A 26000-nucleotide genomic window follows, 5' to 3' on the forward strand; every position below is an offset into this window, starting at 1 on the left:
ATGAAAAAGAAATATACCGCCACCGATAAGCTTATCACAAAAATCACTGGTTGGATTACCATACTTGTAGTCCTGATATTAGCAGTTTGGGGAGGAGTAAGCCTCTTTAATTATTACAAATATGAGCAAACTAACGATGCACAGGTTCAGGAATATGTAAATCCTGTAATTGCCAGAGCGGGAGGTTTTATTGTAGCTGTAAAATTTGAAGAAAATCAGAATGTAAAAAAAGGTGATACACTTTTAGTTATAGATAACAGAGAATATATTTTGCAGCAGGAACAGACCAGAGCCCAGCTTATAAAAGCACGGGCTCAGTTGAAAGTTCTTGAAAGTACTATTCATACGATGAGTAAAGAATCTTCGGCATCCAGAGAGCAGATTATGGCAAACAGTGCCAAGGTAAAAAAGCAGGAACTGGATTATAACCGGTACAAAAAACTTTATGATGAAGAATCTGCGACAAGACAGAAATTGGAAGATGTTGAAGCAACATTGGAAGTGAACAAAAGTGATTATAAGTCTTCGCAGGATGCTTATGCAGCTTCTGTTTCGAAAATAGATGACGTAAGAGCAGAAAAAGAAGTTGTAAAGGCGGAAATTGTAAGATTGGAAGCTTTGCTTGGAAGACATAAACTGGAAACCAGTTATACTGTTGTTACGGCTCCTTATAACGGAAGAATGGGGAAACGAAGCGTAGAGGTAGGACAGATGATAGATGCGGGGGAGCCTTTGGCTTTTATCGTCAATGACCAAACTGATAAATGGGTGGTTGCCAATTATAAAGAAACTCAGATTAGCGGAATGCATATTGGGGACAAGGTGAAGATCATTGCGGATTCCTATCCGGATAAAGAATTTAAAGGAACTATTATATCGCTTTCTCCGGCTACAGGCTCTAGTTTTTCTTTATTACCGCCGGATAATTCTACAGGTAACTATGTAAAGATTGTTCAGCGTATACCTGTGAGAATTAGAATCGACGGACAGAGATCTGAAACAGAGATCTTAAAAGTGGGAATGAATGTGAATGTATATGCTCCAAAAAAGCACAGTAATGGTTAGAAGGAAAATTCCTTTTTTTAAAAGCTGGGCACCGGACTGGTTTGTGAAGTTTTTTCTTTTTCTGATGACACTTCCGGGGATTGCAATTTTCTTTTTGCCTCTAACCAATATTGAAGCAGCACGTGGATATTACGGATGTGAAACAGGGGATATTCAGTTTTCCGTGATTTTGTTTTATGCAGGTTATGTAGGGTTTTATAGTCTTGAAAGAAGGTTCTTTAGTTTTTTGGCAGCCAGAGAATATCTTTTATTATTTGTAAGCCTGCAAATATTCAATTCTCTCATCTGTTATCTTACCCATGATATTTATATTCTTTTTCCTGTTCGGTTTATTCAAGGTGTTTTGTTTGCCTGTAATGTAAATCTATCTCTTACCTTATTCTTTTCAAGGCTTAGCAGTGAGCGGGGAAGAGAAATCAGCTTTTCAATTTTTTTCGGGCTTTTAATTTGTGCTGTACCCGTCAATAATCTTTTAACAGCAGGAATAATAGACGCTTATAATTTTAATATTATCTATAAAGGGGCCATATTCTCCTATGTACCTTGCCTTATTTTTCTGGCATTTGCCATGAATCATTACCGGAGTGGCAAGAGATTTCCTCTTTATAAATTAGACATTCAGAGCTTTATGTTGCTCAGTGGGTGTCTTGTACTCTTTGGTTATATTATGATTTTTGGACAGGAATATTACTGGCTGGAAGATCAGAGAATTCTTCTGAGCGTTGTAGGGATTTTTATACTTTCAATATTAATGCTTATCCGCTTTAGGGCGATGAAGCATCCCTATATTGATCTCAGAGTTTTTAAGTACAGAAACTTTACTATAGGTCTTGTATTTCTATTTATTCTCTATATCTGCAGGTTTGCTTCGGGAATTACCAATACCTATTTTACTGCAGCCCTGCATTTTGACCCTTTTTATCTTTCTTATATCAATATATTTAACCTTCTGGGTATTGTTGCTGGTGTTATTTTGGCCTGCTGTATGGTTATAAAGAAGGTCGGAATACGCTATATCTGGTTTTTAGGTTTTTCATTGCTCCTTATTTTTCATGTAGTGATGTATTTTTCATTTGATATCGAGGCTAATCCTTTTAATTATTTTATGCCTTTGGCGCTTCAGGGGCTGGGAGTGGGAATACTAATGGTACCCACTATTATTTATATTATATCTGCTGTTCCTTTTTTTATAGGTCATTCAGCTGCAGCTACAGCCCTTACCATACGCTATCTGGGATTTTGCACCAGCATTGCTGTCATTAATTTTTTTCAGCTTCTCGGAAAAAGCAGGCATTATAATGCTTTTCAGGATCACCTGACTGTATTGGATCCAACGGTAAAAAGTATTTTGAGTAAACAGGCAGGGGGACTAAGTGCTAAAGGGATGAATAAAGATCAAATCATAAAAGCATCCGATAAATTACTGTTAAAGAAAGTAGAAACGCAGAGCCTTTTAAGATTTAGTATGGATTATTATGAAATGATGAGTTGGCTCCTTTTTGCCACGCTTCTATTAATCCTTCTTTTTCCTTATTTAAATAAAACTATTCTGCATCTGAAATCCAGAAGACTTTCTCCGGCTTAAATTCTATGAAGGCTACAACGAATATTTCTGAAGAGGCAACGAATATTGACAGAACTGTTTCAAATATTAATTCCCATACTTGTGAAAGATAATAATTGGTCAAATTTGAAATGTAAAAAAAATGTGAAATATATTCCTCATCTAGTTATATTCCTATTCACCAAATCCTTAATTTTAACTAGAAAAGCAAAGGGAGGCTAATGGCCTCCCTTTCTTTTTTACTTAAGGGACTTCTGAAAAAAATATATTATAGATATAGCATATAAAATTACTTTTTCAGAATGATTCGTATTTAAATTATCACAAGACTTACTTATCTTGGTCTAACTAAAATCAACAAATGCCAGATTGTTTAAAATTTAGAATTCTATCTATAGTATCTGCTCTATTATTTATAGTTAGCTGCAATAAAAAGACTAAAGAACAAGTAACGGTAAGTGCATCAAATACAGATAAGAATTTTATCAGTTTTGCTATAAAAACAGATGTTGCTCCACGACAAAAGAAAGAAAAACTCTTTAAAAATCTCGATAGTATAACTAATGGTCTTGGTGCAAAAGACAAAGCCTTGTACCATAGCTATATGAAATATGTCCTTAGTAAAAAAGACAGCTCAGATTACTATTTAAATAAAGTAGACACTGTTGGAAGATCACAAGACATAAGAGATTTGGTAGATCTCTGTAGTTTCAAAGATGGATTTAAGTCGGATGCAATCGGACCCAAGATTACGGAAGCCATTTTTAGAAAGATTAATAGTGAAGAAAAGAGGAAAAGCCCTCTTCTTTTTAAATATTATGATCTAATGGCTCAGGCATTTTATATCAATAAGAATATGGCGAAATCAACCGAGTTTTTTAAGCTTAGTTTTGAGAATAACCCGGAAAAAAATATGGCTTCTGAGAAACTGAAATACTATGAAGTCTTATTTCTGTATGCCATGGAAAGCTCTGATATAAAGGAGATGGAGGTTAACCAGAAGATAGCAGAGGATATAGCCAGAATGAACAAAAATGAATATGAGCTTTCCAGAACCATGGATTATAAAGCTATTATTTATGGGCTCAAGAAAATGCCGGATAGTGGTGTCTATTATTCTAAGAAATCCTTTGATTATCTGGAATCTATTGACAGATTAAATCCTGTGGCCTTTATTAATCTTGCCATAAATTATAAGGGAAATAAGGAATTTGATAACGCCATAAAGTATAGTGATGAGGGTATAAAATGGTCCGTGAAAAATAAGGATTCAAGTGGAATGGCAGAATTTTATGCTGTTTTATCTGATGCCTATAAAGGGAAAGGTGATTACAAGAGTTCCTTAAAATATATTGATACATATTATAAGCTGAAGCTGAAGAATATCAATGATATACAAAGAGATAAAGTTTATGAGATTGAACAAAAATTTAAATCTGAAAACAAAGATTTAACGATTAACAGTCTAAAGACTAAAAATAAGCTTAATAACAGGATTATACTACAGCAGAAATGGCTGATGTTTATTCTCGGGGCTACATTCTTACTGGTAGGATTTGTTCTTTACAACTTTCTTAAAAGAAAAAATTTGCAATCCCGGACAGAGAGGCTTTTAGTAGAAAATGACAAACTAAAACTCGAACAAAAGACTTTCCAACTAAAAATAAGTCCGCATTTTATATTCAATACCGTAAGTAACCTCCAGGGATTAATTAGCGAAAAAGAGACGACTAAGTCCATTAGCTATCTCACCAAATTTGCCAGACTGATGCGGAATATCCTGGAATATGAAAAAGAAGATTTTATTTCTATAGAAGATGAGATCAGACTTCTGGAAGATTACATGCAGCTCCAGCAAATGCGTTTTAAAACAAGCTTTGAATATAGCATAACAGTAGATAACAATATAGAGCTTTACCTTCAATTAATTCCCCCTATGCTCTTGCAACCTTTTGTTGAAAATTCCATCATACATGGGTTTGGTAATATTGATTATATAGGAAAAATTAATATTATATTTGAAAATAAGACGGATTATATGGAAATCATCATCGAAGACAATGGCAGAGGAAAAGCAGCCCAATACACAGATGTAAACAAACAGTCTTTGTCGACATCAATTACCGAACAAAGACTGAATGTTCTTTTTCCCAAAACCAATTCTTTTGTTAAAACCAGTGCTATAGATAATGGTTTTAGAGTAGAGATTAATATTCCAATTTTAACAGAAGACTAATGAGAGTATACGTACTTGAAGATGAAGAGAATATCCGTAATTATATATTGAGTATTCTTAGAGAAATTCCAGATATTGAAGTTGTTGGGTATACAGATCAGGTTAAAACAGCACTTGAAGAAATTCCAAAACTGGAGCCGCACTTAATTTTGGCAGATATTCAGCTAAAAGATACGATAAGCTTTAGATTGTTTGATACACTTGATATAGAGAAGTATAAAGTTATTTTTATCACTGCTTTTAGTCATTATTCTATTCAGGCACTCAATTTAGGAGCAATAGGTTACTTGCTAAAACCTATAGCAGACGACGAATTAAAGGCTGTAATCCAAAAAGTTATTGATAAAAACGAAGCCTATTTAGTTCAGCAGTCTCAGCTTCAGTTGGCTAATAACTATATTGAAAAGCCCAAAGAAGTAAACAGAATTGTTTTAAAAAACCGCGATTATCTTCAAATTATACTTTGTGATGATATTGTATACTGTGAAGGAGATAAGGGTTATACAACATTTTTTCTGAACAATGAACCGGGAGTTTTGGTTTCTAAAGTTTTGAAAGAGTATGAAACTTTATTATCTCCTGCCCATTTCATAAGATGTCACCAATCTTATCTTGTGAATATGAACTATGTTACCCGATACTTTAAAGAAGGCTATTTACAATTAAAAACAGGAATTAAAATTCCTGTATCAGCAAGAAAGAAAGACGATGTCCTGAAGTATTTAGAACAGTATCTATAACTTTTATATACAGCAAAAACTACCTATGATGGTAGTTTTTTATTTTTATAACATAATCTTATCGGGGTTGCTGCTGCGTAACACAGTGTACCATACCACCATTGGCAAAGAGATTTCGACAATCGATTCCGACAACCTTTTTGTCCGGATACAGTTGTTGGATGATGTTGTTTGCAACTGCATCATTAGGGTCGTTATAATTGGGTACCAATACCCGGTTGTTGGCAATATAATAGTTGATATAGGATGCACGTCCAACTTTCTTTCCATAGGTAGTTGTTACTTCATTTTTGGTTAAAGGGACTTTTACAAACCGATAAGCCGAACCATTTTTTCCTGTAGCATTGTACAGACTATTAATATCATTATCAGGAACCTGCCAGTAAGAAAGGTCATTAGAATTCATTGTAATAATAGTAGACGAATTGGCAAATCTGGCAAATCCATCAATATGCATGTCGGTAATATCAAGGCCAGCTTTCCCTTCCAGCCATATAAATTTTGTAACACCCAAATTCTTTGTAAATATTTCTTCTGCCTGCTGCTGAGACATTCCGGGATTTCTGTTGCTATTAAGAATAGAGCTTTTACAAGCCATTAATACTCCGTTTCCGTCAATTTCAACACTTCCGCCTTCGTTTACCATTACCGAGTTGAGGTCAATTTTCGGAACATTAGTATCTGTAGCAATTTTGGAAGGAACAGCGTCACAATTGTTGTACTGAGCCTTTTTACCCCAGCTGTTAAAACCCCAGTCCTGAATAAATAGTTTACCATTGTTATCTTTTACATAAATAGGTCCGTTGTCTCTTACCCAGAAATCATCTGTTGGATAGATTTTAAAATCTATGTTGCTTAGTGATATTCCGGCATCATTCAATAGTGCGGTTATACGATCCTTTTCTGTATTGTCATAAGCGATAATATGAACTTTCTCACTCTGCACCAACTCTTTGGTCATGGCTATCCATGCAGGATCAAGGCGGTCGCGGTAAGTAGGTCCATATTGATATTCGTGTGGCCACTGAAGCCATGTTCCTTCATGCGGAGCGGATTCTTCAGGCATTTTATAGAGAACAGTAGACGGATCGGGAGTACCTGATGGCTTATCGGTCTTCTCATCGCGGCTGCATGATAACAGAATAAAGGGTAGTAATAAGGGTACTAATTTTCTTCTTTGCATAATTGATCTTTTTTTGACAGGGCAAAATTAGATCGCTAAATATTGTCAGACTTGTCCAAAACGGACAACTTTTCTGTACAGTTTTAATTTCGGAGATTTTATCCTGTACAAGCGATGTGTAAGTGTAATTGGTTGATTTAAAGTTTATAATTGAATCTTGTATCCAGAATCATGCATTGAATTATTTGGTAACTTTGAATATAAAACCATCAAAAATATTAAAAATGAAAAGCGATCTTTTTTTTGATTTTTCTATAGATAAGGAAAACAATACTATTGTTATCAAGCGTGAATTCAATGCGAAGTTGGAGCAAGTGTGGCAAGCCTGGACAAAAACGGAATTCCTGGACAGATGGTGGGCTCCAAAACCTTATAGGGTTGAGACAAAGACTTTAAATTTTGCTGAAGGAGGAATATGGCTATATGCTATGGTAAGTCCAGAGAATGAAAAACTATGGTGTAAGGCTGACTATCAGAAAATAGAATTCAAAAAGCTTATCGAGTGGAAGGATGCTTTTTGTGATGAAAACGGAAATGAAAATACTGAAAAACCACGTTCTGACTGGAGTATTAATTTTTCTACAGATGACCATCTTACAACGCTGCATATAATTCTTAAGCATGATAGCTATAAAGATGTAGAAACCATGTTGGAGATGGGCTTTAAAGAAGGTTTTACTATGTGTATGGGAAACCTTGATGAATTATTACTGGAAGTAAACAAGTAAAGATTTTATGATAAAACTAAAAAGCTCCTCAAAATAGAGGAGCTTAAATTTTTATGCTTCGTTAATTAGCGGAATTACTTTTTTACCGATCAGTTCTATTGATTTATAAACCTGTTCTTGTGTAAGCCCCGGATTATCCATCTGGAAAGTAAATCTTGAAATACCTCCCAATGCTTTACTATGACGAAGTATTTTTGCTGCTACTTCTTCAGGACTTCCTACGACATAGGCTCCGGTTAATCCGGCTTGTGCCTCGAACTGAGATCGGGTAGGTATAGGCCATCCTCGTTCTTTACCTATTTTGCCCATCATCTCCTGATATCCGGGGAAGTATTCATCTTTTGCCTGAGCTGTATCTTCTGCGACATAACCCAGAGAGTGTAATCCTACTTTTAGTTTTTCACGGGGATGTCCTGCTTTTTCTCCTGCCTCGTAATATAGATCAATCAAAGGTCTGAAATTATGAGTCTCACCTCCGATAACAGCAACCATTAACGGAAGTCCAAGTTTTCCTGCACGTATAAAAGATTCTGGCGTACCGCCAACACCAATCCACACCGGAAGAGATTCCTGATATGGACGAGGATATATAGGCTGTTCGTGTAAAGGTGCGCGAAACTTACCTTTCCACGATACTGTTTCGTTGTCTCGAATAGCCAGTAATAATTCTATTTTTTCTTCAAAAAGATGATCATAATCCTGAAGATTAAGCCCGAATAAGGGATATGCATCAATAAAAGAACCTCTGCCAGCAACAATCTCTGCCCGGCCTTTTGATATAAGGTCAAGAGTAGCATATTCCTGAAAAACTCTTACAGGATCAGCAGCACTTAGTACCGTAACTGCACTGGTAAGCTTAATGTTTCGAGTACGAGCGGCAGCCGCTGCAAGAATAACAGCCGGAGCTTCATCTAAGAACTCTTTTCGGTGGTGTTCCCCAAGTCCAAAGACATGAAGTCCCATTTTGTCAGCATGTTCAATTTTACTAAGCAAAGCTTCTATGGCTTCTATGTTTTGCTGAGGATTTAAAGCCCCTTCATAAGCACCGGTTGCAATAAAGCTGTCTATTCCTATTTCCATAATGTGTATTGTTTTTGGGAATTTCTAATACAAATATCGCGTGTTTAGCTTTGGTTTTCCTTGATATAGGATAAGAAATAGAATCCCCAAAAAGAATAACGTATTAAAAAATATTAGGCTGAAATCTGAGATTTAAAGCTTTTGATTTTATTATTTAATTCTTCCAACATTTCAGTATTAATCACGCCATTCTCCAGATCGAAGTTTTCATAAAATTTTGGAAGCGAGAAATTTTCCATAACAAGAGCTCCAAACTGTGGAAAGAAGGTTTTTGCTGTATTCATTACATTTCCACCACCATAACCACCGGGAGAAGTACTCATCAGTAACATAGGTTTGTTTTGAAAAATCTTCACATTTATTCTTGACGACCAGTCGAAGACATTCTTAAAGGCTGCGCTATAAGACCTGTTGTGCTCGGCCAGTGAGCAGATAATAATATCACTCTCTTCAATTTGTTTTAGAAAACCGTGTGCCTGATCAGGAAAGCCTTGTTTCTCAAGATCTACTGAAAATACGGGCATAGAATAATCATTAAGGTCAATCAGGTTAATCTCATGATCCTGAAAACTCTTTAAAACAAATTTCACTAATTCTCGGTTAATAGAAGTGGAAGAGGTACTTCCTGCAAATGCTAATATTTTCATATTGTTTGTTTTTCTGTTTTAAAATTAAGACATAAACTATAAGGTGTGGAAGATTATTTGAAAACTTATCTTTATGGACAACTTAATTAAATATAAGAAATATTACATTAGTTTTTTTACAGTTGTAATGTAATATCATCTGTAATTGGATAATCTGAAAAATTAAAAAACTATTATACTAGTTTATAAAGAAAGAAAATATAGTGTACTTATAATCAGGTGTTCTGTACAGCTTAGCTTGTTTATAAACTTATATAGTAACTATTTAAATATTTTGCTGAAAACCAAAATGTCTTTGTAGTATTTTTACCTGCAAAACTTTTTACATTTTATTATTTATAACAGATTTATCTCTAAAATAGTATAAATGTAAAAATCTGAACTTCATTTAGCACTCAACATTCCACTTTACAAAACTATTGTGTGTAACTTTTGCTTTTTTAATTTCCCCTTACAATCTTTTCAGATAGTAAAAGAATCTCTTTATTTATGATGTCAGCATTTTCTTTTTTGGTAATGATAGTACCATGGCTTGCATTCATAATAATTTGTTTTCCGTTGGAAGAGAGCTCTTTTAGTTCTTTTTGCATATCAAACCATAATTGAACCTGTTTTTCAGGGTCAATTCCATCTTTTCTGTATTTCTCTTTTTGGGATTCTTTATACTGTTCTGTAGCAGTAAATACCATAACCGGTAATGAACCTAAATCCTTTGTCTTATTTGCTCGCTGCAATACTCTGTTGGTTACTTCATTTTCTCGTAAAAACATACGATAAACATCTCCTGAATTGGACATTAATGATCTTGAACGGCTGTATAATTCTTTTGGTAAACCATCACCTTGATATACTGGCTTACCAATGGTATTATCATAAATACCCAAAATACCTAAATCTGCAAATACAGATCCTATTTTTAAAAGCTTTGCTTGTCGTTTAGGAATCAATTCTTTTTGAGATAATCGTTTCCATTGTTCAGGATGGCTTGAGTCTATGAAAACGATTCCTTCAACTTCATTTGGATAAAGATCTCTGAATATCCTGCTGTAAGGTCCTCCCATAGAATGACCTACCAGAATGTAAGGTGGTTTTTCACCAATTTTTTTTAATAATTCATGAAGCTGATGTGCATAAAATTCAGGAGATATACTATCTCTATTACTCGATTCGCTAAACCATTTTCCATCTCTGTCATAGCGTATAACTCTTGTTTTATTTTTCAAACCCTCTGCCAGCCAGTGCAACATATCTGTGTTACTTTGTGCTCCTGCTTCAATAATAACAGTAGGTAAAGATTTCTTTTCACCTTCTGCCCTTACATGAATATTAGTACCATTAATATTAACTAATTTGCCCGGTGGAATTGGTTTTGGTGCAAATAACCGGTAGCACAGCCCCGAGAACAATAATAATATTAGAACTCCTAATATAAGCTTACCAGTAAACTTAAATATTTTTAAAATTAATTTCATATATAACATCTTAGGGCCGGACAAACGATGGAGGGAATTCAGAAGATGAATTTTTCAACTAAAAAAGTTTTCTGTCATTGTCTAAATTATCGGTCAAAGTTTTTTAGCGTGTATATTTGTAATAATACTACTAACAGGCAAATTTAAGCTTTGTGTTAATATAATTTGAGTTTAAATGTATATAAATGTAAAATAATTAATATTTAACAATTTAGTCATAATTATATTTAAGAAATTTAGAAAGAATTTCAGATGGTATTTTGCTTTTTATTCAGAATTTTAGATTGGCAAATACAATAATAATATATTTATTAATATGCTTTACAACTCAGAGCTTGTTATAAAATAATACTAAAGATCATCATCCAGTTTACGCATGAGCTTGCGCATAATGTAATGATGCTGATTCACCTTTTTATATTCTGTAGAAAGCAAAATTGCAGCAATGCCAATGCTAATAAAATATAGAGCTGTGATAAAGTTAATTGGGATACCAGCTGAGGCAGGATTTAAAATTAGTAATGCTGAGAAAATAATTCCTGCAGCACTCCATGTGGCAATACGTCCCCAATGATAATGTTCATGTCTTTTCAAGTCTATTGCTGTTCCCAGCATGGTGATTGAACGTAATAAAGCAGTTAGACCAATAATAAGGATAGATGATTTTCCGGAATAAATTGTTAAATAAATTCCCAAATCCAAGATCAGCATTCCGTAAATCAGATACCAACCCCAGCCGTTAATTATTCTTCGGTTTTGAAAAGAAAATATAAGACGAAGCAGTCCCGCAATAATAAAAACTATTCCATAAAACAGAATGTACTGAGCATAGTTTGACTGCGGTATTATAAATAAAAATACTCCCGTTATTACAGAGAGAATGCCTGCTATTACAGGAAAATACCAATCTTTCAGAGAGCCTCTGATAGTGGTGTTAAAAGAATCATTCATGTTATTTTAATCAAGTGCGTTTATTGCAATGCAAATAACGGACAAAAGTGTTTGGAGGAGAGTTAATTAATGATTAATTATGAAACTTTAAGACCTATTTATTTTTTTTTAAAATATTCCTGACAAGTTATTTTTATTTTACAGATTATTAATGAAATACTGAGTTATAATTAGCTTTTGTTAGAATTTCTTTTATAAGTTAGGCTGTAGATTAAAAACGCTCCGGTGGTGTTGGTAATTTCACTAAAAGAAAGGGATCTTATCATCATTTGTGTTTACCGGAGCGTATAATTTAATAGATAGTAGTTTAGAGTGAATTTTATTTCACAAGACAAAAGTAATGTTCCAAAAATGACAGATCGAAAAAATAATCTTTTGATTTTTATCAGAGATACATACGATTTCTTACGAAAATATTGAAAACAACATAAGTTACTGATAAACAGTGTTGTTTATTTGTAAATAGTACTTTGACTGTATTGTGATAGCTGATATGAAATGACTTTTTAAAAAAATATGAGTAACCGAAAAGAGAATGTTAACTTATTTCATATCAATAAGACAAAATGATAATTACATATCACATGTTGCTTCATCAGTGTCTGATGAATTTTTTTCTTCGGTAAAGGAAGAGTTATTGGGAAAAGAGCCTGTTTTAGAATAAAGTGGATCTGTTTTTTCCTTTTGTTTTAAAAAGATAACATTTAATTTGGGTGGTAAATAACCCTTTTTAGTTTTTTTATCAGATAAGGATTCTTCAGGGGCAGGTTCGGAAGGATTGGTATTAGTTGTATCCATAATTTGATCTTATTTTATTGGTTATTCGGGCTCTATTTTATATATGATCTACTTTAATTCCCTACTCAGTATTTTTATTGATTTGTAATGTTTGTTAAGCTTTTTAAACTCCGATACAAGTAATATATAGCTGAGTGCGATCATAATAAATACTCCTCCAATAATGAAGCTTGTTGGAATCAAATCAAATACCGAATGAGCAATGAGTATAATTGAAAAGAGAATAGCTAAACCGCTTGATCTGGCTGGTATTGCCCAATGAACCGAATCATGATTTCTAAGATCTGTTGCCAGGCTTAATAATAAAAAGCCTTGACATAAAGAAATAAGTCCTAATATGGAAGTCGTATAATTTTCATGAGTGTATGGATAAGATATGGTGATAATTATTGCTATAGACAAAGTATAATATAGATACCAATTCCAAGCTTTTATACTTTTGCTGTTTTGCAGGAAAAATAAAGCTTCAATAATTGATGATAAGCTAAAAGCGATTCCTAATGGTATATAAATAGATTTGTATGATATTATAAAACTTAAAATTGCAGCTGTTATAAATATAAAACTATTTAATATCAGTAGTGTAGAACCTTTTACAGTAGATCTTATTGATATATTAAGAGAGTGTAAATTCATATAATTATTTTAGAAATAAATAACCAGTTCGTTTCATATATATTGACAAAATCCTGTTAATTCTTAATGGAAGAATTATTTTATAAAAAGAGCGGGGAAACCCCGCTCTCCAACTGTTTCCAGTTTTCACAAACAAATAACAAATAAATGATGATCATGTTATTTTCTTTAATTCCCTTTATTGTATAATAATGGCTAATAGTATTGTTCTTCTCATTCAGTATTTGAATTGTATTGCTATCATAGTTTCTGATTGAGTTTTAATAATTTATAGTAATATTTATTTTCTGTTTGTAAAAGTATATATCATTATAACGGAAGGAAATAGCACGAATCTGTCATTTTTAATATTAAGTTGTCGATATTATTTAAGCCGGAAGTATACAATTGTTTATACTAAAGGCTATAAGCTCTGTAGAAGTTTTTGTCTTTGTTTTTTTTCTCAGGTTACGTTTATGGTTTTCAACTGTATGATAAGATATAAACAAATGCTCTGCTATTTTTGGACTGTTCAGTCCCTGAGCCATTAGCCTCAATATTTCTTTTTCGCGTTGTGTAACATAAGGTTTGGATTCATCCTGCTTTGTATTATTTGAGGTCATGTGTTTAGAATATTGAATTTCTTTACCCTCATCATCTAATATTGAAAGCAATGGCATCTCATTTATTGGAAAATGGGATAGATCATAAATAACAATTAATGAGCTTTGTATCTGGTTGTATTTATTAAAACATTGTTTAGGAGCCTGAATGAGCACCCAACGATAATTGTTTTCATGATTAAGCATTCGGACATAAAAATTAAAACGCAGATTATTTTTCTCCGATTTACGCATATTCTTATATATTCTTGCTGAAGAGACTAAAGCAGAAAGCAGGTATTGAGCATCTTCCGGATGTATCAAATCTATAAAATGCTGTATGTGCTGGTTATTTAACTCTTTTTGATTATATGGAGTATGAAGCTCTATATTAGAACTTACAACTTTTGTTTCCATATTGATGCAATCAACTATAAACCAGAAATAATGACCAACAGCAAAGTTTTTAATGCTTTCTGTAATACCGGAATACATTACAGAGCTGTCTTTTTCATCTGCTTTATTGTAGATTGAAAAATACTCATGGAATTGTTCTGTAGTGATAGGTATAATCTTTTTCTCAGCCATAATTTTTTATTTTATCTGTTACTTATACTTACTTATTTGTAAATGAACATTCATTAATCAGCTTCATTTTAATTAAACTGCCCCGTTAACTGTTCTTTATGCTAAAACTATTATGGGGGACCATTTCATCAGGTGTGTTCTGATTCGGGGCAGTTATGCAATTATTTAATTTTGATTAAAATGGATGTTATATTGATATACAACAAGCAATTTTGTTTGATGGGACAAAAGTATCATGGCATGAGCATGCGATTCCACAAATGCTTATTCTGATTTGTTTCGGAGTAGCATTCGTTTTCTTACGAAAAAGTTAAAACCACATAAAAAGCTATGTTTTATGTGGTTTTTTGTTAAAATATTTTTAAAGACTATTTTTATTTATCTATTAACCAGATGTAAATATTTTCTTCAGATGTTATATTCAATTTTTTCCTGATCCGGTGTTTTTTGCTCTCCACTGCACCCACGGAAGTCTTTTTAATAATAGCTATTTTTTTTGTATCAAAGTTTAGCTTCATCATAGCACAATATTCCAGATCGGATTGTGTAAGTCTCGGATTAATATTTAAAAGTTTTTGATTGAAATCCGGAAATATCTCCTGAAATTTTAAATAAAATGCAGTATTGTTGTTTTCTGCAAGTTCTATAACGTGATCTAGTTTTTTGTGATCTTCATAGCCTCCATAGTCTAATTCAGTATTGTAATCGATAACTGAACCGGATATTTTTTGCTTTTTAAAACGCTTGTAAATTGTATAGATGACAATTATTGATAAAATAATAAATGGCACTATATAATACCAGTTGATGGGATTCTCCCATATCTTATCAGGTACTTTAGTTTCAAGCTCTTTCTTTAATATATAGCTGTTGGTTTGTTTTTCTGCTTTAGAAAGGCTGTCACTTAGTTTTTTATTCTGAGCCAGATAATAGGATTCATTTTTATAGTCTTGTAATTCATGATAGCTTTCAGCGAGAAGAGAATACATCAGTTTCTGGTCATATACCAATTTATAGGATTTTGTAAGATCAAGTGCTATCTTAAAGTGTTCTGCCGCTTTGGAAAAATTTTTTCTTTTTGTTTCCATTTCTCCAAGAAGAACATTGCGGGTTAAAGGCCAGGTAGACTCTGTGCTCTCATTAATTTTATCTCCTTCAGCAAGATATGCTTCGGCTTTATTTAACTCCCCCCAATCTGTATAAGCTGATATAAGACTTTGAAGGCTTTTGGTCATAATGTAAGCTTTTTGTTTGTAATCCGGAGAAATCTGGCAGGCTTCTTTATAGGCACTTTGAATATAGAATTCTGTTTCTTTTTTATCTAATGGCGCATTGCGATCGCGTTCGTATAGAAGTCTGATAAGAAAATAGGTGAGAGATTTATTGTAATGTTTGATATTGTTATCTTCAGGTGGAGCCTTGTCTGCTGCATCAAGAGCTTCCTTAAAAGTACGGATTGCTTTGTCGAAATAACCCAGCTTAGAAAGAGCCGCCCCTTTTGCTATTAGTAAATTCGATTTGTCGATTGTATATTTTTTATTATTTCCGGCAAGTGCTATACCTTCATCGGCTTTTGCCAGAGCCATTTTTGTATTCCCTGTATTAGTATAGATCTCAGTCATATAGCTTAATGCATCTATTTGACCATCTATGTAATTTATTTCCCGGGATTTGTAATAAACTTCTGTGGAAACTTTCAGTATTTTATCTGTTTCTTTTTTTACATAAGGATTGTTTGCCTTGGATTTTATTGTACTGAAAAGACTGTCTATTTCTTTCTCTTTTTTACTCTGAGCAGAAATAGAGATATATAAAGAGGCTAAAAATAATAATAACAGTTTGCTTTGCATATTTAAAGGTTGCTTGTTGGTTGCATTATCAATTTTCGGTGTTTTTTGTTGAATAAATTTTTATATTTAATTATTATGTAATAAAAGGCTTTTACAGAAATAGAAAATATGAGATTATTCCTGTTGTTTTGAAATGGCTAAACTATAAACTTGACATTGAATTCTCTATTTTATTTTCTTACGATTTCTTGCGATTTCATGCTAAAGCATACAATTTGTGAGTTTTATATATTGTGTTTAGTTTTTAATGAATGCTTCTTTATGGGCATAAAAAGCAGCACATTTAATTTTACTTAAAAATATTGCTACTATAATTTTGTGACTTTGTAAAAGAACCGTTAATTTTTATTCCTCTTTAATGAGTTTGAGATTAGTTTCGCCCAATTGTTCTGCAATCCATTTTTTTAGTTTGTCTTCGTCTGTTTTTTTGTCAGCTTTATAAAGCAATACAGTTGATGTACTAACGGAGTCATTGGAATAATAATTGTTCATTTTCCCCAATGATACTTCAGAAATTTCAGGAAATAATATTCCAATTTCCTTAATAAGCTTTGGATTTTCAATTTTATATTTCTTCAATTCAGAACTTAGTGCATTCAATTGTAAATCTTTTTCGGAAAGATTAGCATTTTGCCTGTTAATTTCAGACAAAATTTCAGTTTTAAGATCTGAGGTATTTTGTTTTATAACAAGTTTTGTATTGTTTAATCCGTAGTCTGCAAGATCTTTGTTCAGTGTATTGATTTCTATACTGTCAAATTTTTTAGACAAAAAAGCCAGCTCTATACTTTTGGGATTAGAGTTATAGCTGATTTTCTTATATATAGCTATATAGCCATTATTGTAGAATTTATCCTTGAGAAAACGTTCTGCATTCTGAGAGAATTTCTTTTCACTCAGTAGATTATATGCGAGATAGGAGCTGGGGATAATCATTAGTAGCATAAGTACTGTAATGGTGATTCTTAGTTTTTTATCAAAAGCAGAATTTCCAGATGTTACCGGACTATACTTCATATACTTAATGATAAGAAAAGTAGAAATGCCTATAAAAAAACAGTTGATACTATAAAGATACAGCGCTCCTGCTAAAAATTTTAAATTTAAAGTTGCGAGCCCAAACCCTGCTGTACATAAAGGCGGCATAAGAGCCGTTGCTATAGCAACACCCGGAATAGGATTTCCTTTTTCTGCTCTTGTAATGGAAACAGCACCAACAATGCCTCCAAAGAATGCAATGAGTACATCATAAATAGTGGGAGAGGTTCTGGCTAAAAGCTCAGATTGTACCTCTTTAAAGGGGCTCAAGTAGAAATATATAGAGGAAACAAAAAGACTTACTCCGGTTGCAATGATAAGATTTTTAAAAGATTTCTTCAGCAAAATAAAATCATAAGTAGCAAGGGCGAAGCCTGCGCCTACAATAGGTCCCATAAGCGGCGAGATAAGCATAGCACCAATAATAACGGCTGTTGAATTTACATTCAGTCCAATAGAAGCAATCAGAATAGCACAGGCTAATATCCAGAGATTGGCACCTCTGAATGAAATGTTTTTGAGTACACCCTCCTGAACTTTTGTACGGTCTTCTTCTCCGTGATGAAGACCAAATAAATTACTGAAATATTTCATGTTATGTTTTGATAACAAAATAATGAAATATTTACTTAAGAATGTAGTTACAAACTCTTTTTAACAGGGATATTGTCATATAAATGAGTATTGCAGAAAAATCTTTATTTCGGTATTTATTTTATATTAAATTTCATTTATGTGCTTTTATTTTATGAATGTGTGAATAAATTATGTTATATTTAACCGAAAATTAATTAAATTCTACCAAATCATGAAAACAAAACTATTCAAACCCTTATTGGGCGCATTTTTGCTTGCCTTTATGTTAAACTCCTGTAAAAGGGATATAACCTCCGAAGGGGAAACGAATCCTCAGGCCAGGGCCGGGATTACAACTACAACGATTACGAATGCTTGGCGTAACAATCCTTACAAACTTAATGTCATCTATTTTGTACCCAACGATATAGATACTATTCCTAACTACCGTAAAAGACTTAGCAACATCATGCTTCAGTTGCAAAAATTTTATGGAGACAATCTGCAAAGAGCAGGTTATGGTTATACCTCTTTTGGGCTGGATCTTTTATCAGATACTCAGGTAAATATTATTACGATTAAGGGAACAAAAGGTAATGCTTCCTATCCCTATGATGGTGGCGGAGGAGTTGTGCTGGATGAAGTAAGACAATATTTTACACAAAATCCTACACAAAAAAAGAGTGACCATAACCTCATTATTATGCCTTCTTATAATTCAGATCCTAATAATCCGGGCGGACCTCCGTTTTATGGGTTAGGAAGAGATTGCTTTGCGCTGGATTATCCCGGAATGGATACCGACAAGTTAGGAGTGCCCGGAGCAACAGGAGATCTGGCTACAAAATGGATTGGTGGCCTTGCCCATGAACTTGGACATGGACTGAATGCTCCTCACAACAAAGAACATAAAACAGATAAACCTACTCTGGGGACTGCATTAATGGGAGCCGGAAACTATTCGTATGGAAAAACTCCTACTTATATTACCAATGCAACATCAGCACTATTTTCACTTTCCCAGACATTTGCAACAACAACGAGAAGCGACTGGTATGCTTCTGTGCAGAATAACCTGGTAAAGCTGAAAGGTGAGGTTAAGGACAATAAGATTATTATCAGCGGTAAATATACTTCAAGTTTACCGGTGAAAATCGTAAATGTGTATCATGATCCTTTTCCTGCTGGTGGTAATAAAGATTATGATGCTTTGGCGTGGGATACACGCCCGACAGGTGGGGATTCATTCTCTATAGAATGTCCGCTGGATGATTTTTATACATTATCCGGGCAGTATGAATTGAAGCTTAATTTCTATCATGAAAATGGAACACTTGTAACCTACAAATACCAATATGAGTTTGTAAACGGGGTACCAAATATCTCAGTAATCAATACAAAAGACTTACTGGACAGAACAGGATGGCAGGCTCTTTCTGCAGACAGTCAGGAAACCAGTGACGGTATAATCGCAAACATTCTGGATGGTAACTCGGCAACGGTATGGCATACCAAGTGGAGAGGAGGTGAAGCGCCACTCCCGCACCAGTTTGTTGTTGATATGGGAACTGCAACTACAGTTAATGGATTTGCTTTTGCTAACCGAAGCAATTTAAACGGTGCTATGAAGGATATCGAAATTTTCAAAAGCAATGATAATTCTAACTGGACAAGTATAGGTACATTCTCACTAAAAGCGCAGCAAAGCTGGCAATATGTAGATCTGACGCAGGCTCAGTCTATGAGGTATGTAAAAGTGAAAGTAACTTCTACAAACGGCGGATTTCAGTATGCACATCTGGCAGAATTTGCAGCTTATTAATCTGATGTATTCATTTTTAAATAAACTAAAACCTCCCATTTTGGGAGGTTTTTATTCTTCAGAAAGATCTTATATTATAGGTGGATACCTCCTGAAACTTCTATTCTCTGGCCATTAACCCATTTTGACTCATCAGAGCAAAGGAAAGCAACCACCGGACCTATGTCATCCGGAAGACCGACTCTGCCCAAAGCAGTTCCGCCTGCAATATTTTTATTGATTTCAGCATTATCCCGTACAGCACCGCCACCAAAATCTGTTTCAATAGCACCCGGGGCTACAGCATTTACTCTTATTTTTCTGTTACCCAGCTCCATTGCCCAGTATCTGGTCATGGTTTCCATAGCAGATTTTAATCCTGCATATACAGAATAGCCAATCATGGAAAATCGGGTAAGTCCAGTCCCTATATTTACAATCCCTCCGCCATCATTCATAAAATTTATGGCACTCTGAACAAGAAAATAAGGGCTTTTAAGATGAATATTCATAAGAGTGTCAAATGATTTTTCGTCTGTATGTCCCAAAAGAGTTGGAAGGCCTATTCCGGCATTATTTACCCAATAATCGATTTTATGACCATCGAATTTATCATTAAGCACACTGGATAACTGATCAAAGAAAAGATCGAAACTGCTTTGTCTTTCTACATTAAGCTGAATTGCTGCAGCTTTTCTGCCTAGTGCCTCAACTTCTTTTATAACCTCGTTGGCCTCATCTTCTTTACTGTTGAATGTAAAGATAATGTCTTTTCCTCCCTTAGCCAGGTTAAGTACCATATCTCTTCCTAGTCCGCGGTTTCCACCGGTTACGACTGCTATTTTACTCATAATTAATGTTTTTATTGATTCGACTATCAAAGTTATTATAAAATAAATCATCAAAAAATGGGTGACAGTTAGTTTTAACTATGTATCGTATTTAAAATATTTATATAAGTGTAGCTAATCTTATAAATTAGATCAGATAGGGTTTTCGGAAATTCAGGATATTGTTTATTAATAATTTCATGTTATGTTAAATGACTATCCTACACATATCATACATTTATTATTTTTCAAATTCTTTATTTGCGTTATTCTATATTTTTGATGTGAAAAATAAAGTGAGAGCTGTTTTTCAGAAGTAAAAAAACTAACCAATCAAAAATATTAATAATATGAATTTTCAAATTAAAAGAATACTATTGGGTATTATTGCAATAGTGATGCTTGGATTTATGTTTAACTGTTCAAGTGATCTGAGAGAAGAATCGGTTGTCAGTGACAAAAAAGCATTAGCTTTAAATGCAGCTGTAGGAGGAAGTGCAGAGTTCGCAAATCTGATAGCTTATAAAAACAGTCCGCACCAGCTTCATGGAGCTTATTACAGAACATGGCGGGATATAGCAACGGAATCAACAAATAAAACTGCAATGACCGCTTTACCGGACAGTCTCGATTTCGTTATGGTTTTTAATGCTGATACGCCGCCATCCAGTGCATATTGGCAGACACTAAAAAACACTTATATTCCTTATCTCCATGCCAGAGGAACAAAAGTTATTTATACATTAGGAATTGATGGAATCAAGTCAAGTTTTAATAATAATAAATATTCTCGTGATAAAAATGGATACGCTCAGTTTGCAAAAGATGTAATGAGAGATTATGTTGATCTTTATAATTATGACGGAATAGATATTGACTTTGAAACCAGCTTTCCTAATCAGCAGGAAATAAATCTTTTACAGGGAGTTTATAATGCGTTGTCAGTTTATTTAGGGCCTCAGTCCGGAACTTCTAAATGGTTGATTTTGGATACTAATCAAAGTCATAAATCTTATTTTACAAGTCTTTATCCAAAAATTAATTATTTATTTTTACAGGTATACGGCCAGAGTACATCGTCTATTCAGAATTACTATACAGCTTATAATGGTGGAGGACTTACTTCGAATAAAATATTACCTGGTTTTTCTTTTAGAGAAGAAAGAGGATCAAATTGGGGAGATGTTAGTTATCCTGATGTAAACTCTGATTACTGCTATAAAATGGCAAAATGGAATCCAACACAGGGTCAAAAAGGCGGAACTTTTTCTTATGCTGTGGACAGAGACTTTAGTGGAAGTTATACAGATAATCTTGTGACGCCGGATTATCACGTGACCAGGAAAATTATCTCTATACTTAATCCATTACTGACAAGCTCTGCCATTACTTCCGGAGCTACATATCAGTTGGTTTCAGCGGTAAATAATACAAGTGTTTTGGATGTGGAAGGCGGAGCAACGGCTAACAGTACAAAAACATTACTCTGGGGCAATGCTGGTTCTGATAATCAGAAGTGGATTATTACCAGTACAGGAAATGGCTATTATAGGCTGTCTCCTAAACATGCTCCTAATCTGGCGTTAGATGTTGCAGGAGGAGCGGCAAGTAATGGTACACAGGTACAGATTTATCAGAGTAATGGAACCAATGCTCAGAAATGGAAAATAACCAGTGTTGGTAATGGTTATTTTACACTTTCTCCGGCGAATGCTGCTTCATCTAATCTTGATGTGAACGAAGGCAGCTCTTCAAATGGGACTAAAATACAGATTTATACTGCTAACAGTGGTAATGCTCAGAAGTGGAAACTGGTGAAATTATAGCAGTCATCATAGCTAGATTCCGGTATCAAGAAATCATGGGCATATCTTTTTACCGTCTTTTCCTTTAATGCTATCTAGCCTCTGATAAGAAAATCCTATAAAGTTTTGTTTTCCACTTATATATAGTACTGCACCGGGTTCAGGATCTGGGGCAGTACTGCATTTATATCCTGTTTCCGTATTGGCAGCCGCGTAAACCCAGAAAACTTCTTTTTTTCTGTTACTAAGCTTCATATTCCAGTAACGATGCCAATAATATTTCCCCCTGGTAGATCCAGTGCTGGTAACTTCTGCAGTATAATGAGCTTCTTTTTGTGGCAAATAGTAGGCAGCAGTACATATAATCTGGTTAATAATCCACCAGGTAGCTCCTACAAAAAGGAAGACAGCCAAAACGGATATTATTTTTTCATACAACGGTTCAGGTTTTTGTTTCAATTCTTCAATCAGGGATTTTATTCTGATTTTGTTGCTATGAAATAATACTACAATGAAAAACAATATTATAAGAGTATTAATACTGTAAATAACCAGATAATTCTTATTCCATAATAATCTTCTCTGCCATACGCTGTCGGATCCCATAAATAAAGTAAACATAACGAGTGGTAGTGCCCATGACATTGTAAACTTATTAGGAGACCGGAAAAGAGATAAAATAAATACAATAAGGGTGAGGCAAAAATAAATTAGCAGCATTACTGTAAGCTTCATTTTCTCCGGAATAGAAGGAATTATAAAACTAAGTCCGAAGAGAAGCAGTGCTACAAGAGAAGGAATAATCCCCATGAGTATTTCTCTTTTGTTATTTTTTTTCTCAGTGATTTGCGGCTGTATTTTCTTTTTCATCTCTCGCAATTTATCCAGACGTCAGGATTTTTTAATTTTATATTTTCGGCAGCAAATACTGATTGAACTTCCTGAGTAAAGTTGAATGTATATTCTGCATGCTCTTCTGTATCTATTTGTAATCTGTATTTAAATGAAACGCCCGGGATTTTTATTGTTTTGGTACTGATACGTATAATCTGTTGATATGGGATTGTCTTATTGCCAAATGTTCTTAGGATTGTAAATCCGTCTTTTACAAATAGGTAAGGCGGAATACCAGCCCAGACACGGACAATTTTTGAGATATAAAGCTGATACAATATTATATATTCTTTATCCAGATTTCTTAAAATAACAATAAATGTTTTGAACCTTTTGTAGGTAATATAAATGAGTGGGCCTATAGCCAGTAATAATATTGCCTGAATAGATAATACAGTGGAAAGAATATACGGAATAAAAGAAGGTTTTGTGATGTTTCTATTCGTGTAAGCTATATGAAAATTGTAGATAAAGAAAAATAAAATGCCACAGTCTAATCCAATGAGAGCAATGTAAATAGTATTTCTAAACTGTTTTAGCTTTTTAATTTCTGTCTGTCTGAAATCTTCATAAGAAATTTGCGAAGTCAAATGCTGATGTTTTTTGTTGCTGTCAAATATAATAAAAGCTATTGATTATTCATTTTTCAGAGAAATATTATTTTGGAGATGAGAGATGTAAATAAAAAACTTGTCCGAATTTACAATGCTAAATATAAATTCGGACAAGATTAAAGTTTACTTAATATGAGGCTAATCTTTCTTAATCTGATTCATAATCTCCACAAAGTTATCTTCGTTCGGTGATGGTGCATTCATATTGTAGATTTTGCCTTCAGGGTCCAGAATAATAAATCTCGGGATTCCCTGTATACCGTATTCCATAACAAACTTATTAGAATCAGCCAGATGCCATTGCAGTGTTTTTGATGGTTTGGTTTTTAAGAAATTTTTCCATCTTTGCTGATCCTGATCTACACTAATAGAGATGAATTTGATATTCTGATAATATTTGTAGCTCCTTTCTCTGGCTTCAAATGCAGGACGTATTTCCAGACAAGGCTGGCACCAGGTAGCCCATAAGTCGATAATGACATATTTTCCACGGAACTGAGAAAGTTTTTGAGCTTTCCCGGCATGATCCGTAAAGCTGAGATCCGGGAATAGCATACCTTTCTGGCTCTGATTTAGTGCCGTTAATTTGTTTTTAAGATATTGCTTTACCTCCTTATCTTCTATATAGCCAATTTCAGAACGGAACAGGTTATTTCGCGAAGCACTATCAGATTTTAGTTCCAGCGATTTGTAAAGTTGTGTGCCCACAAGTCTGTCTTTTTCTATTCCGGCCGGCAGGGCATTGAGTTTATTAAAAATAAGGCTGTCATTGCCCTCAGCATTAGCTTGTCCTGCCATCAGCTGATTCAGTCTGTAATCCAGATAATTGTCGTTTTTCTTCAGAAGACGTACCGGATTTTTTACCGTATTCTGCAATTCATTCATGAGTTCCTCCGGAGCCGCAGCAGCATCGGATATTTTTCTGTAATTCTCGATATTACTAATGAATTTTATGGCTAAAAGCTGTTTCCTGTATTCTTTAAATTCATTGGAAAGACCAAAGTTTTCGGATGTGGAGAATTTGCTAAGGTACTTCTTACTGTCATCCCATTCCTTTTGTATTTTGTTATAGAATTCCTGTGGATTTTTAAATTCTTTATTGTCCAGTTGATATTGGAAGTTTCCGGCAAAATCTTCTTCTGTATCAAGATAATTTTGTTCTGCTTTTCGGTTGCTTTTTACATAGCTTAGCATTTTTGTGGCATTCAGACGGAAGAATAAATCAAACCAGTCTCCTTTACCAAATACTAATGGATATTTCTTATTTCCGAATTCCAGAACATATTCATCCATTGGGAGATTTTCTTTTGTTTCCCATTTAAACTGATTGTTTGTAACAGGTATTGCTGCTATTTTTTTATGAAAATCTTTTGTGAAAACACGTACAGAATCTATTTTCACATCAGTTTCAAATTTCCCGGTAATGCTTGTAAGCGCCGGATTAACTTTAGGAATAACAGGTTTTGTCATTGTAAAAAAAATACCTCCAAAAATGATGACAGCAAAAATGCTTATAAAAAGAGATTTTTTGTCACTGATAAAAGCACTGTGAAAGCCTTTTTTTGCATACCAGAAATATCCGGCAATAAGAAAAACCAGCATCCAGAATAAGCTCAGATATTCTGAATAAGAAACAAGATGATTAAGGCTTCTTACATTATTGTTTTTACTCATAATGTAGAAAACATTATATGGCGAATATTCTATGTTTATCCTTTGAACCAGAGAGAAAATATTAAGAATAAGACCTAAAATACCCAATAAGAAAGGCCAAATAAATCCGGAAATTATAACAGAGATCATAAGCTGTAAGGCGATAATCCCTAATGCTGATACCATAATCCTGAACAGAGTTTCGGCTGACCATATAAAATTAAGGTCTAATATTTTAGCCGGATCGGGATATATATAATATTGGGCGACAGCAACAAGAGCTGTCACCAACAAAAAGCTTACCGCACAGATAAAAGACATAATAACCAGGTTGATATACTTGGCCATATAAATGTTCAGCTTGCTTACAGGCTGGGTCTCCATCAGCAGCCATCCGCCATTTTTGTGATCGGTTTGGGCAATTCTGTTTGCTGAAATAATAATATACAGCAAAAAGAAAAACATAACAAAACCTTTTAAAGAGTCTTGTATAGCCGTTTCAATAACCGGATATTTTAGCGTAGCCGCGTCAGGATTATGATCCCGGAAAAAGTCTGAGATAAATCCTAAAACTGGCATAACGGCACCTATGGCTATAGCAAGGTATACCAATCCTAAACCTTTGGTTTTTAACCATTCTACTTGTGTTGCAATCAATAGTTTTTTCATC

Annotated in this window: 21 protein-coding genes; 7 read left to right on the forward strand and 14 right to left on the reverse strand. The window is 33.9% G+C overall.

Annotation, left to right across the window (positions count from 1 at the left end):
• The 4 genes from BAZ10_RS17825 (at window position 1) to BAZ10_RS17840 (ending at window position 5605) form a co-directional block, all read left to right on the forward strand.
• Window positions 1-1065 carry an HlyD family secretion protein gene (locus tag BAZ10_RS17825; protein WP_078773189.1) on the forward strand — a complete coding sequence of 355 codons (1065 nt, stop codon included), beginning with the start codon at window positions 1-3 and terminating at the stop codon, window positions 1063-1065.
• Window positions 1058-2650: an efflux MFS transporter permease gene (locus BAZ10_RS17830; RefSeq protein ID WP_078773360.1), complete on the forward strand. Its 1593-nt coding sequence runs from the start codon at window positions 1058-1060 to the stop codon at window positions 2648-2650. The genes BAZ10_RS17825 and BAZ10_RS17830 overlap by 8 nt, the downstream gene beginning before the upstream one ends.
• Window positions 2651-2990: 340 nt before the next feature.
• Window positions 2991-4865, forward strand: coding sequence for a sensor histidine kinase (locus BAZ10_RS17835; RefSeq protein WP_078773190.1), 1875 nt, complete (start codon window positions 2991-2993; stop codon window positions 4863-4865).
• Window positions 4865-5605, forward strand: coding sequence for a LytR/AlgR family response regulator transcription factor (locus BAZ10_RS17840; RefSeq protein WP_078773191.1), 741 nt, complete (start codon window positions 4865-4867; stop codon window positions 5603-5605). The genes BAZ10_RS17835 and BAZ10_RS17840 overlap by 1 nt, the downstream gene beginning before the upstream one ends.
• A gap of 58 nt (window positions 5606-5663) precedes the next feature.
• On the opposite strand, the gene BAZ10_RS17845 is transcribed toward BAZ10_RS17840, so the two are convergent.
• Window positions 5664-6788 carry an agmatine deiminase family protein gene (locus BAZ10_RS17845; protein ID WP_078773192.1) on the reverse strand — a complete coding sequence of 375 codons (1125 nt, stop codon included), beginning with the start codon at window positions 6786-6788 and terminating at the stop codon, window positions 5664-5666.
• 224 nt (window positions 6789-7012) lie between these two features.
• Between BAZ10_RS17845 and BAZ10_RS17850 the strand changes: the two genes are divergently transcribed.
• Entirely contained in the window at window positions 7013-7516 is a 504-nt protein-coding gene (locus tag BAZ10_RS17850; protein ID WP_078773193.1) for an SRPBCC family protein, read from the forward strand.
• A gap of 51 nt (window positions 7517-7567) precedes the next feature.
• On the opposite strand, the gene BAZ10_RS17855 is transcribed toward BAZ10_RS17850, so the two are convergent.
• The 9 genes from BAZ10_RS17855 to BAZ10_RS17895 all read right to left on the reverse strand — a co-directional run bounded on the left by BAZ10_RS17855 (window position 7568) and on the right by BAZ10_RS17895 (window position 17751).
• The gene (locus tag BAZ10_RS17855; RefSeq protein WP_078773194.1) at window positions 7568-8596 is read right to left on the reverse strand and encodes an Atu2307/SP_0267 family LLM class monooxygenase; all 1029 of its coding nucleotides are present in this window, start codon (window positions 8594-8596) and stop codon (window positions 7568-7570) included.
• A 113-nt stretch (window positions 8597-8709) separates the two neighbouring features.
• Complete coding sequence (locus BAZ10_RS17860) at window positions 8710-9243, reverse strand: NADPH-dependent FMN reductase (protein WP_078773195.1); 534 nt, start codon at window positions 9241-9243, stop codon at window positions 8710-8712.
• A gap of 440 nt (window positions 9244-9683) precedes the next feature.
• Window positions 9684-10715, reverse strand: coding sequence for an alpha/beta fold hydrolase (locus BAZ10_RS17865; RefSeq protein WP_078773196.1), 1032 nt, complete (start codon window positions 10713-10715; stop codon window positions 9684-9686).
• A 351-nt stretch (window positions 10716-11066) separates the two neighbouring features.
• Entirely contained in the window at window positions 11067-11666 is a 600-nt protein-coding gene (locus BAZ10_RS17870; RefSeq protein ID WP_078773197.1) for an HdeD family acid-resistance protein, read from the reverse strand.
• Window positions 11667-12239: 573 nt separating this feature from the next.
• A complete protein-coding gene (locus BAZ10_RS17875; RefSeq protein WP_078773198.1) occupies window positions 12240-12464 on the reverse strand; it encodes a hypothetical protein in 225 nt (74 codons plus the stop codon).
• Window positions 12465-12512: 48 nt separating this feature from the next.
• Window positions 12513-13100 (reverse strand): hypothetical protein, encoded by a 588-nt coding sequence (locus BAZ10_RS17880; protein ID WP_245803864.1) that lies wholly within the window; start codon window positions 13098-13100, stop codon window positions 12513-12515.
• 368 nt (window positions 13101-13468) lie between these two features.
• Entirely contained in the window at window positions 13469-14269 is an 801-nt protein-coding gene (locus tag BAZ10_RS17885; RefSeq protein WP_078773199.1) for a LuxR family transcriptional regulator, read from the reverse strand.
• A 374-nt stretch (window positions 14270-14643) separates the two neighbouring features.
• The gene (locus BAZ10_RS17890) at window positions 14644-16119 is read right to left on the reverse strand and encodes a tetratricopeptide repeat protein (RefSeq protein ID WP_078773200.1); all 1476 of its coding nucleotides are present in this window, start codon (window positions 16117-16119) and stop codon (window positions 14644-14646) included.
• 345 nt (window positions 16120-16464) lie between these two features.
• Window positions 16465-17751 carry a DUF389 domain-containing protein gene (locus BAZ10_RS17895; protein WP_078773201.1) on the reverse strand — a complete coding sequence of 429 codons (1287 nt, stop codon included), beginning with the start codon at window positions 17749-17751 and terminating at the stop codon, window positions 16465-16467.
• A gap of 214 nt (window positions 17752-17965) precedes the next feature.
• Here BAZ10_RS17895 and BAZ10_RS17900 point away from each other — a divergent pair, with 214 nt between their 5' ends.
• Complete coding sequence (locus BAZ10_RS17900) at window positions 17966-19555, forward strand: discoidin domain-containing protein (protein WP_078773202.1); 1590 nt, start codon at window positions 17966-17968, stop codon at window positions 19553-19555.
• A gap of 74 nt (window positions 19556-19629) precedes the next feature.
• Here the strand turns inward: BAZ10_RS17900 and BAZ10_RS17905 are convergent, their stop codons facing one another.
• Window positions 19630-20385: an SDR family NAD(P)-dependent oxidoreductase gene (locus tag BAZ10_RS17905; protein WP_078773203.1), complete on the reverse strand. Its 756-nt coding sequence runs from the start codon at window positions 20383-20385 to the stop codon at window positions 19630-19632.
• Between the two features lie 329 nt (window positions 20386-20714).
• Here BAZ10_RS17905 and BAZ10_RS17910 point away from each other — a divergent pair, with 329 nt between their 5' ends.
• A complete protein-coding gene (locus tag BAZ10_RS17910; protein WP_078773204.1) occupies window positions 20715-22190 on the forward strand; it encodes a glycoside hydrolase family 18 in 1476 nt (491 codons plus the stop codon).
• A gap of 33 nt (window positions 22191-22223) precedes the next feature.
• On the opposite strand, the gene BAZ10_RS17915 is transcribed toward BAZ10_RS17910, so the two are convergent.
• The 3 genes from BAZ10_RS17915 to BAZ10_RS17925 form a co-directional block, all read right to left on the reverse strand.
• Window positions 22224-23039, reverse strand: a complete 816-nt coding sequence (locus BAZ10_RS17915; protein WP_078773205.1) for a hypothetical protein — start codon at window positions 23037-23039, stop codon at window positions 22224-22226.
• Window positions 23036-23653, reverse strand: a complete 618-nt coding sequence (locus tag BAZ10_RS17920) for a hypothetical protein (RefSeq protein ID WP_078773206.1) — start codon at window positions 23651-23653, stop codon at window positions 23036-23038. The genes BAZ10_RS17915 and BAZ10_RS17920 overlap by 4 nt, the downstream gene beginning before the upstream one ends.
• 162 nt (window positions 23654-23815) lie before the next feature.
• The gene (locus BAZ10_RS17925; RefSeq protein WP_078773207.1) at window positions 23816-25999 is read right to left on the reverse strand and encodes a thioredoxin-like domain-containing protein; all 2184 of its coding nucleotides are present in this window, start codon (window positions 25997-25999) and stop codon (window positions 23816-23818) included.
• Between the last annotated feature and the right edge of the window lies 1 nt (window position 26000).

The organism is Elizabethkingia occulta (assembly GCF_002023715.1).
In the GTDB taxonomy this organism is placed as follows: Bacteria; Bacteroidota; Bacteroidia; order Flavobacteriales; family Weeksellaceae; genus Elizabethkingia; species Elizabethkingia occulta.

What these genes read in the sequence shown, in the direction of transcription:
- BAZ10_RS17880 (WP_245803864.1), bottom strand. Translation starts at nt 13,100, where the DNA reads ATGAATTTACACTCTCTTAATATATCAATAAGATCTACTGTAAAAGGT.
- BAZ10_RS17850 (WP_078773193.1), top strand. Translation starts at nt 7,013, where the DNA reads ATGAAAAGCGATCTTTTTTTTGATTTTTCTATAGATAAGGAAAACAAT.
- BAZ10_RS17890 (WP_078773200.1), bottom strand. Translation starts at nt 16,119, where the DNA reads ATGCAAAGCAAACTGTTATTATTATTTTTAGCCTCTTTATATATCTCT.
- BAZ10_RS17915 (WP_078773205.1), bottom strand. Translation starts at nt 23,039, where the DNA reads ATGAAAAAGAAAATACAGCCGCAAATCACTGAGAAAAAAAATAACAAA.
- BAZ10_RS17870 (WP_078773197.1), bottom strand. Translation starts at nt 11,666, where the DNA reads ATGAATGATTCTTTTAACACCACTATCAGAGGCTCTCTGAAAGATTGG.
- BAZ10_RS17885 (WP_078773199.1), bottom strand. Translation starts at nt 14,269, where the DNA reads ATGGCTGAGAAAAAGATTATACCTATCACTACAGAACAATTCCATGAG.
- BAZ10_RS17835 (WP_078773190.1), top strand. Translation starts at nt 2,991, where the DNA reads ATGCCAGATTGTTTAAAATTTAGAATTCTATCTATAGTATCTGCTCTA.
- BAZ10_RS17910 (WP_078773204.1), top strand. Translation starts at nt 20,715, where the DNA reads ATGAATTTTCAAATTAAAAGAATACTATTGGGTATTATTGCAATAGTG.
- BAZ10_RS17825 (WP_078773189.1), top strand. Translation starts at nt 1, where the DNA reads ATGAAAAAGAAATATACCGCCACCGATAAGCTTATCACAAAAATCACT.
- BAZ10_RS17900 (WP_078773202.1), top strand. Translation starts at nt 17,966, where the DNA reads ATGAAAACAAAACTATTCAAACCCTTATTGGGCGCATTTTTGCTTGCC.
- BAZ10_RS17840 (WP_078773191.1), top strand. Translation starts at nt 4,865, where the DNA reads ATGAGAGTATACGTACTTGAAGATGAAGAGAATATCCGTAATTATATA.
- BAZ10_RS17865 (WP_078773196.1), bottom strand. Translation starts at nt 10,715, where the DNA reads ATGAAATTAATTTTAAAAATATTTAAGTTTACTGGTAAGCTTATATTA.
- BAZ10_RS17875 (WP_078773198.1), bottom strand. Translation starts at nt 12,464, where the DNA reads ATGGATACAACTAATACCAATCCTTCCGAACCTGCCCCTGAAGAATCC.
- BAZ10_RS17925 (WP_078773207.1), bottom strand. Translation starts at nt 25,999, where the DNA reads ATGAAAAAACTATTGATTGCAACACAAGTAGAATGGTTAAAAACCAAA.
- BAZ10_RS17845 (WP_078773192.1), bottom strand. Translation starts at nt 6,788, where the DNA reads ATGCAAAGAAGAAAATTAGTACCCTTATTACTACCCTTTATTCTGTTA.
- BAZ10_RS17860 (WP_078773195.1), bottom strand. Translation starts at nt 9,243, where the DNA reads ATGAAAATATTAGCATTTGCAGGAAGTACCTCTTCCACTTCTATTAAC.
- BAZ10_RS17905 (WP_078773203.1), bottom strand. Translation starts at nt 20,385, where the DNA reads ATGAGTAAAATAGCAGTCGTAACCGGTGGAAACCGCGGACTAGGAAGA.
- BAZ10_RS17855 (WP_078773194.1), bottom strand. Translation starts at nt 8,596, where the DNA reads ATGGAAATAGGAATAGACAGCTTTATTGCAACCGGTGCTTATGAAGGG.
- BAZ10_RS17830 (WP_078773360.1), top strand. Translation starts at nt 1,058, where the DNA reads ATGGTTAGAAGGAAAATTCCTTTTTTTAAAAGCTGGGCACCGGACTGG.
- BAZ10_RS17895 (WP_078773201.1), bottom strand. Translation starts at nt 17,751, where the DNA reads ATGAAATATTTCAGTAATTTATTTGGTCTTCATCACGGAGAAGAAGAC.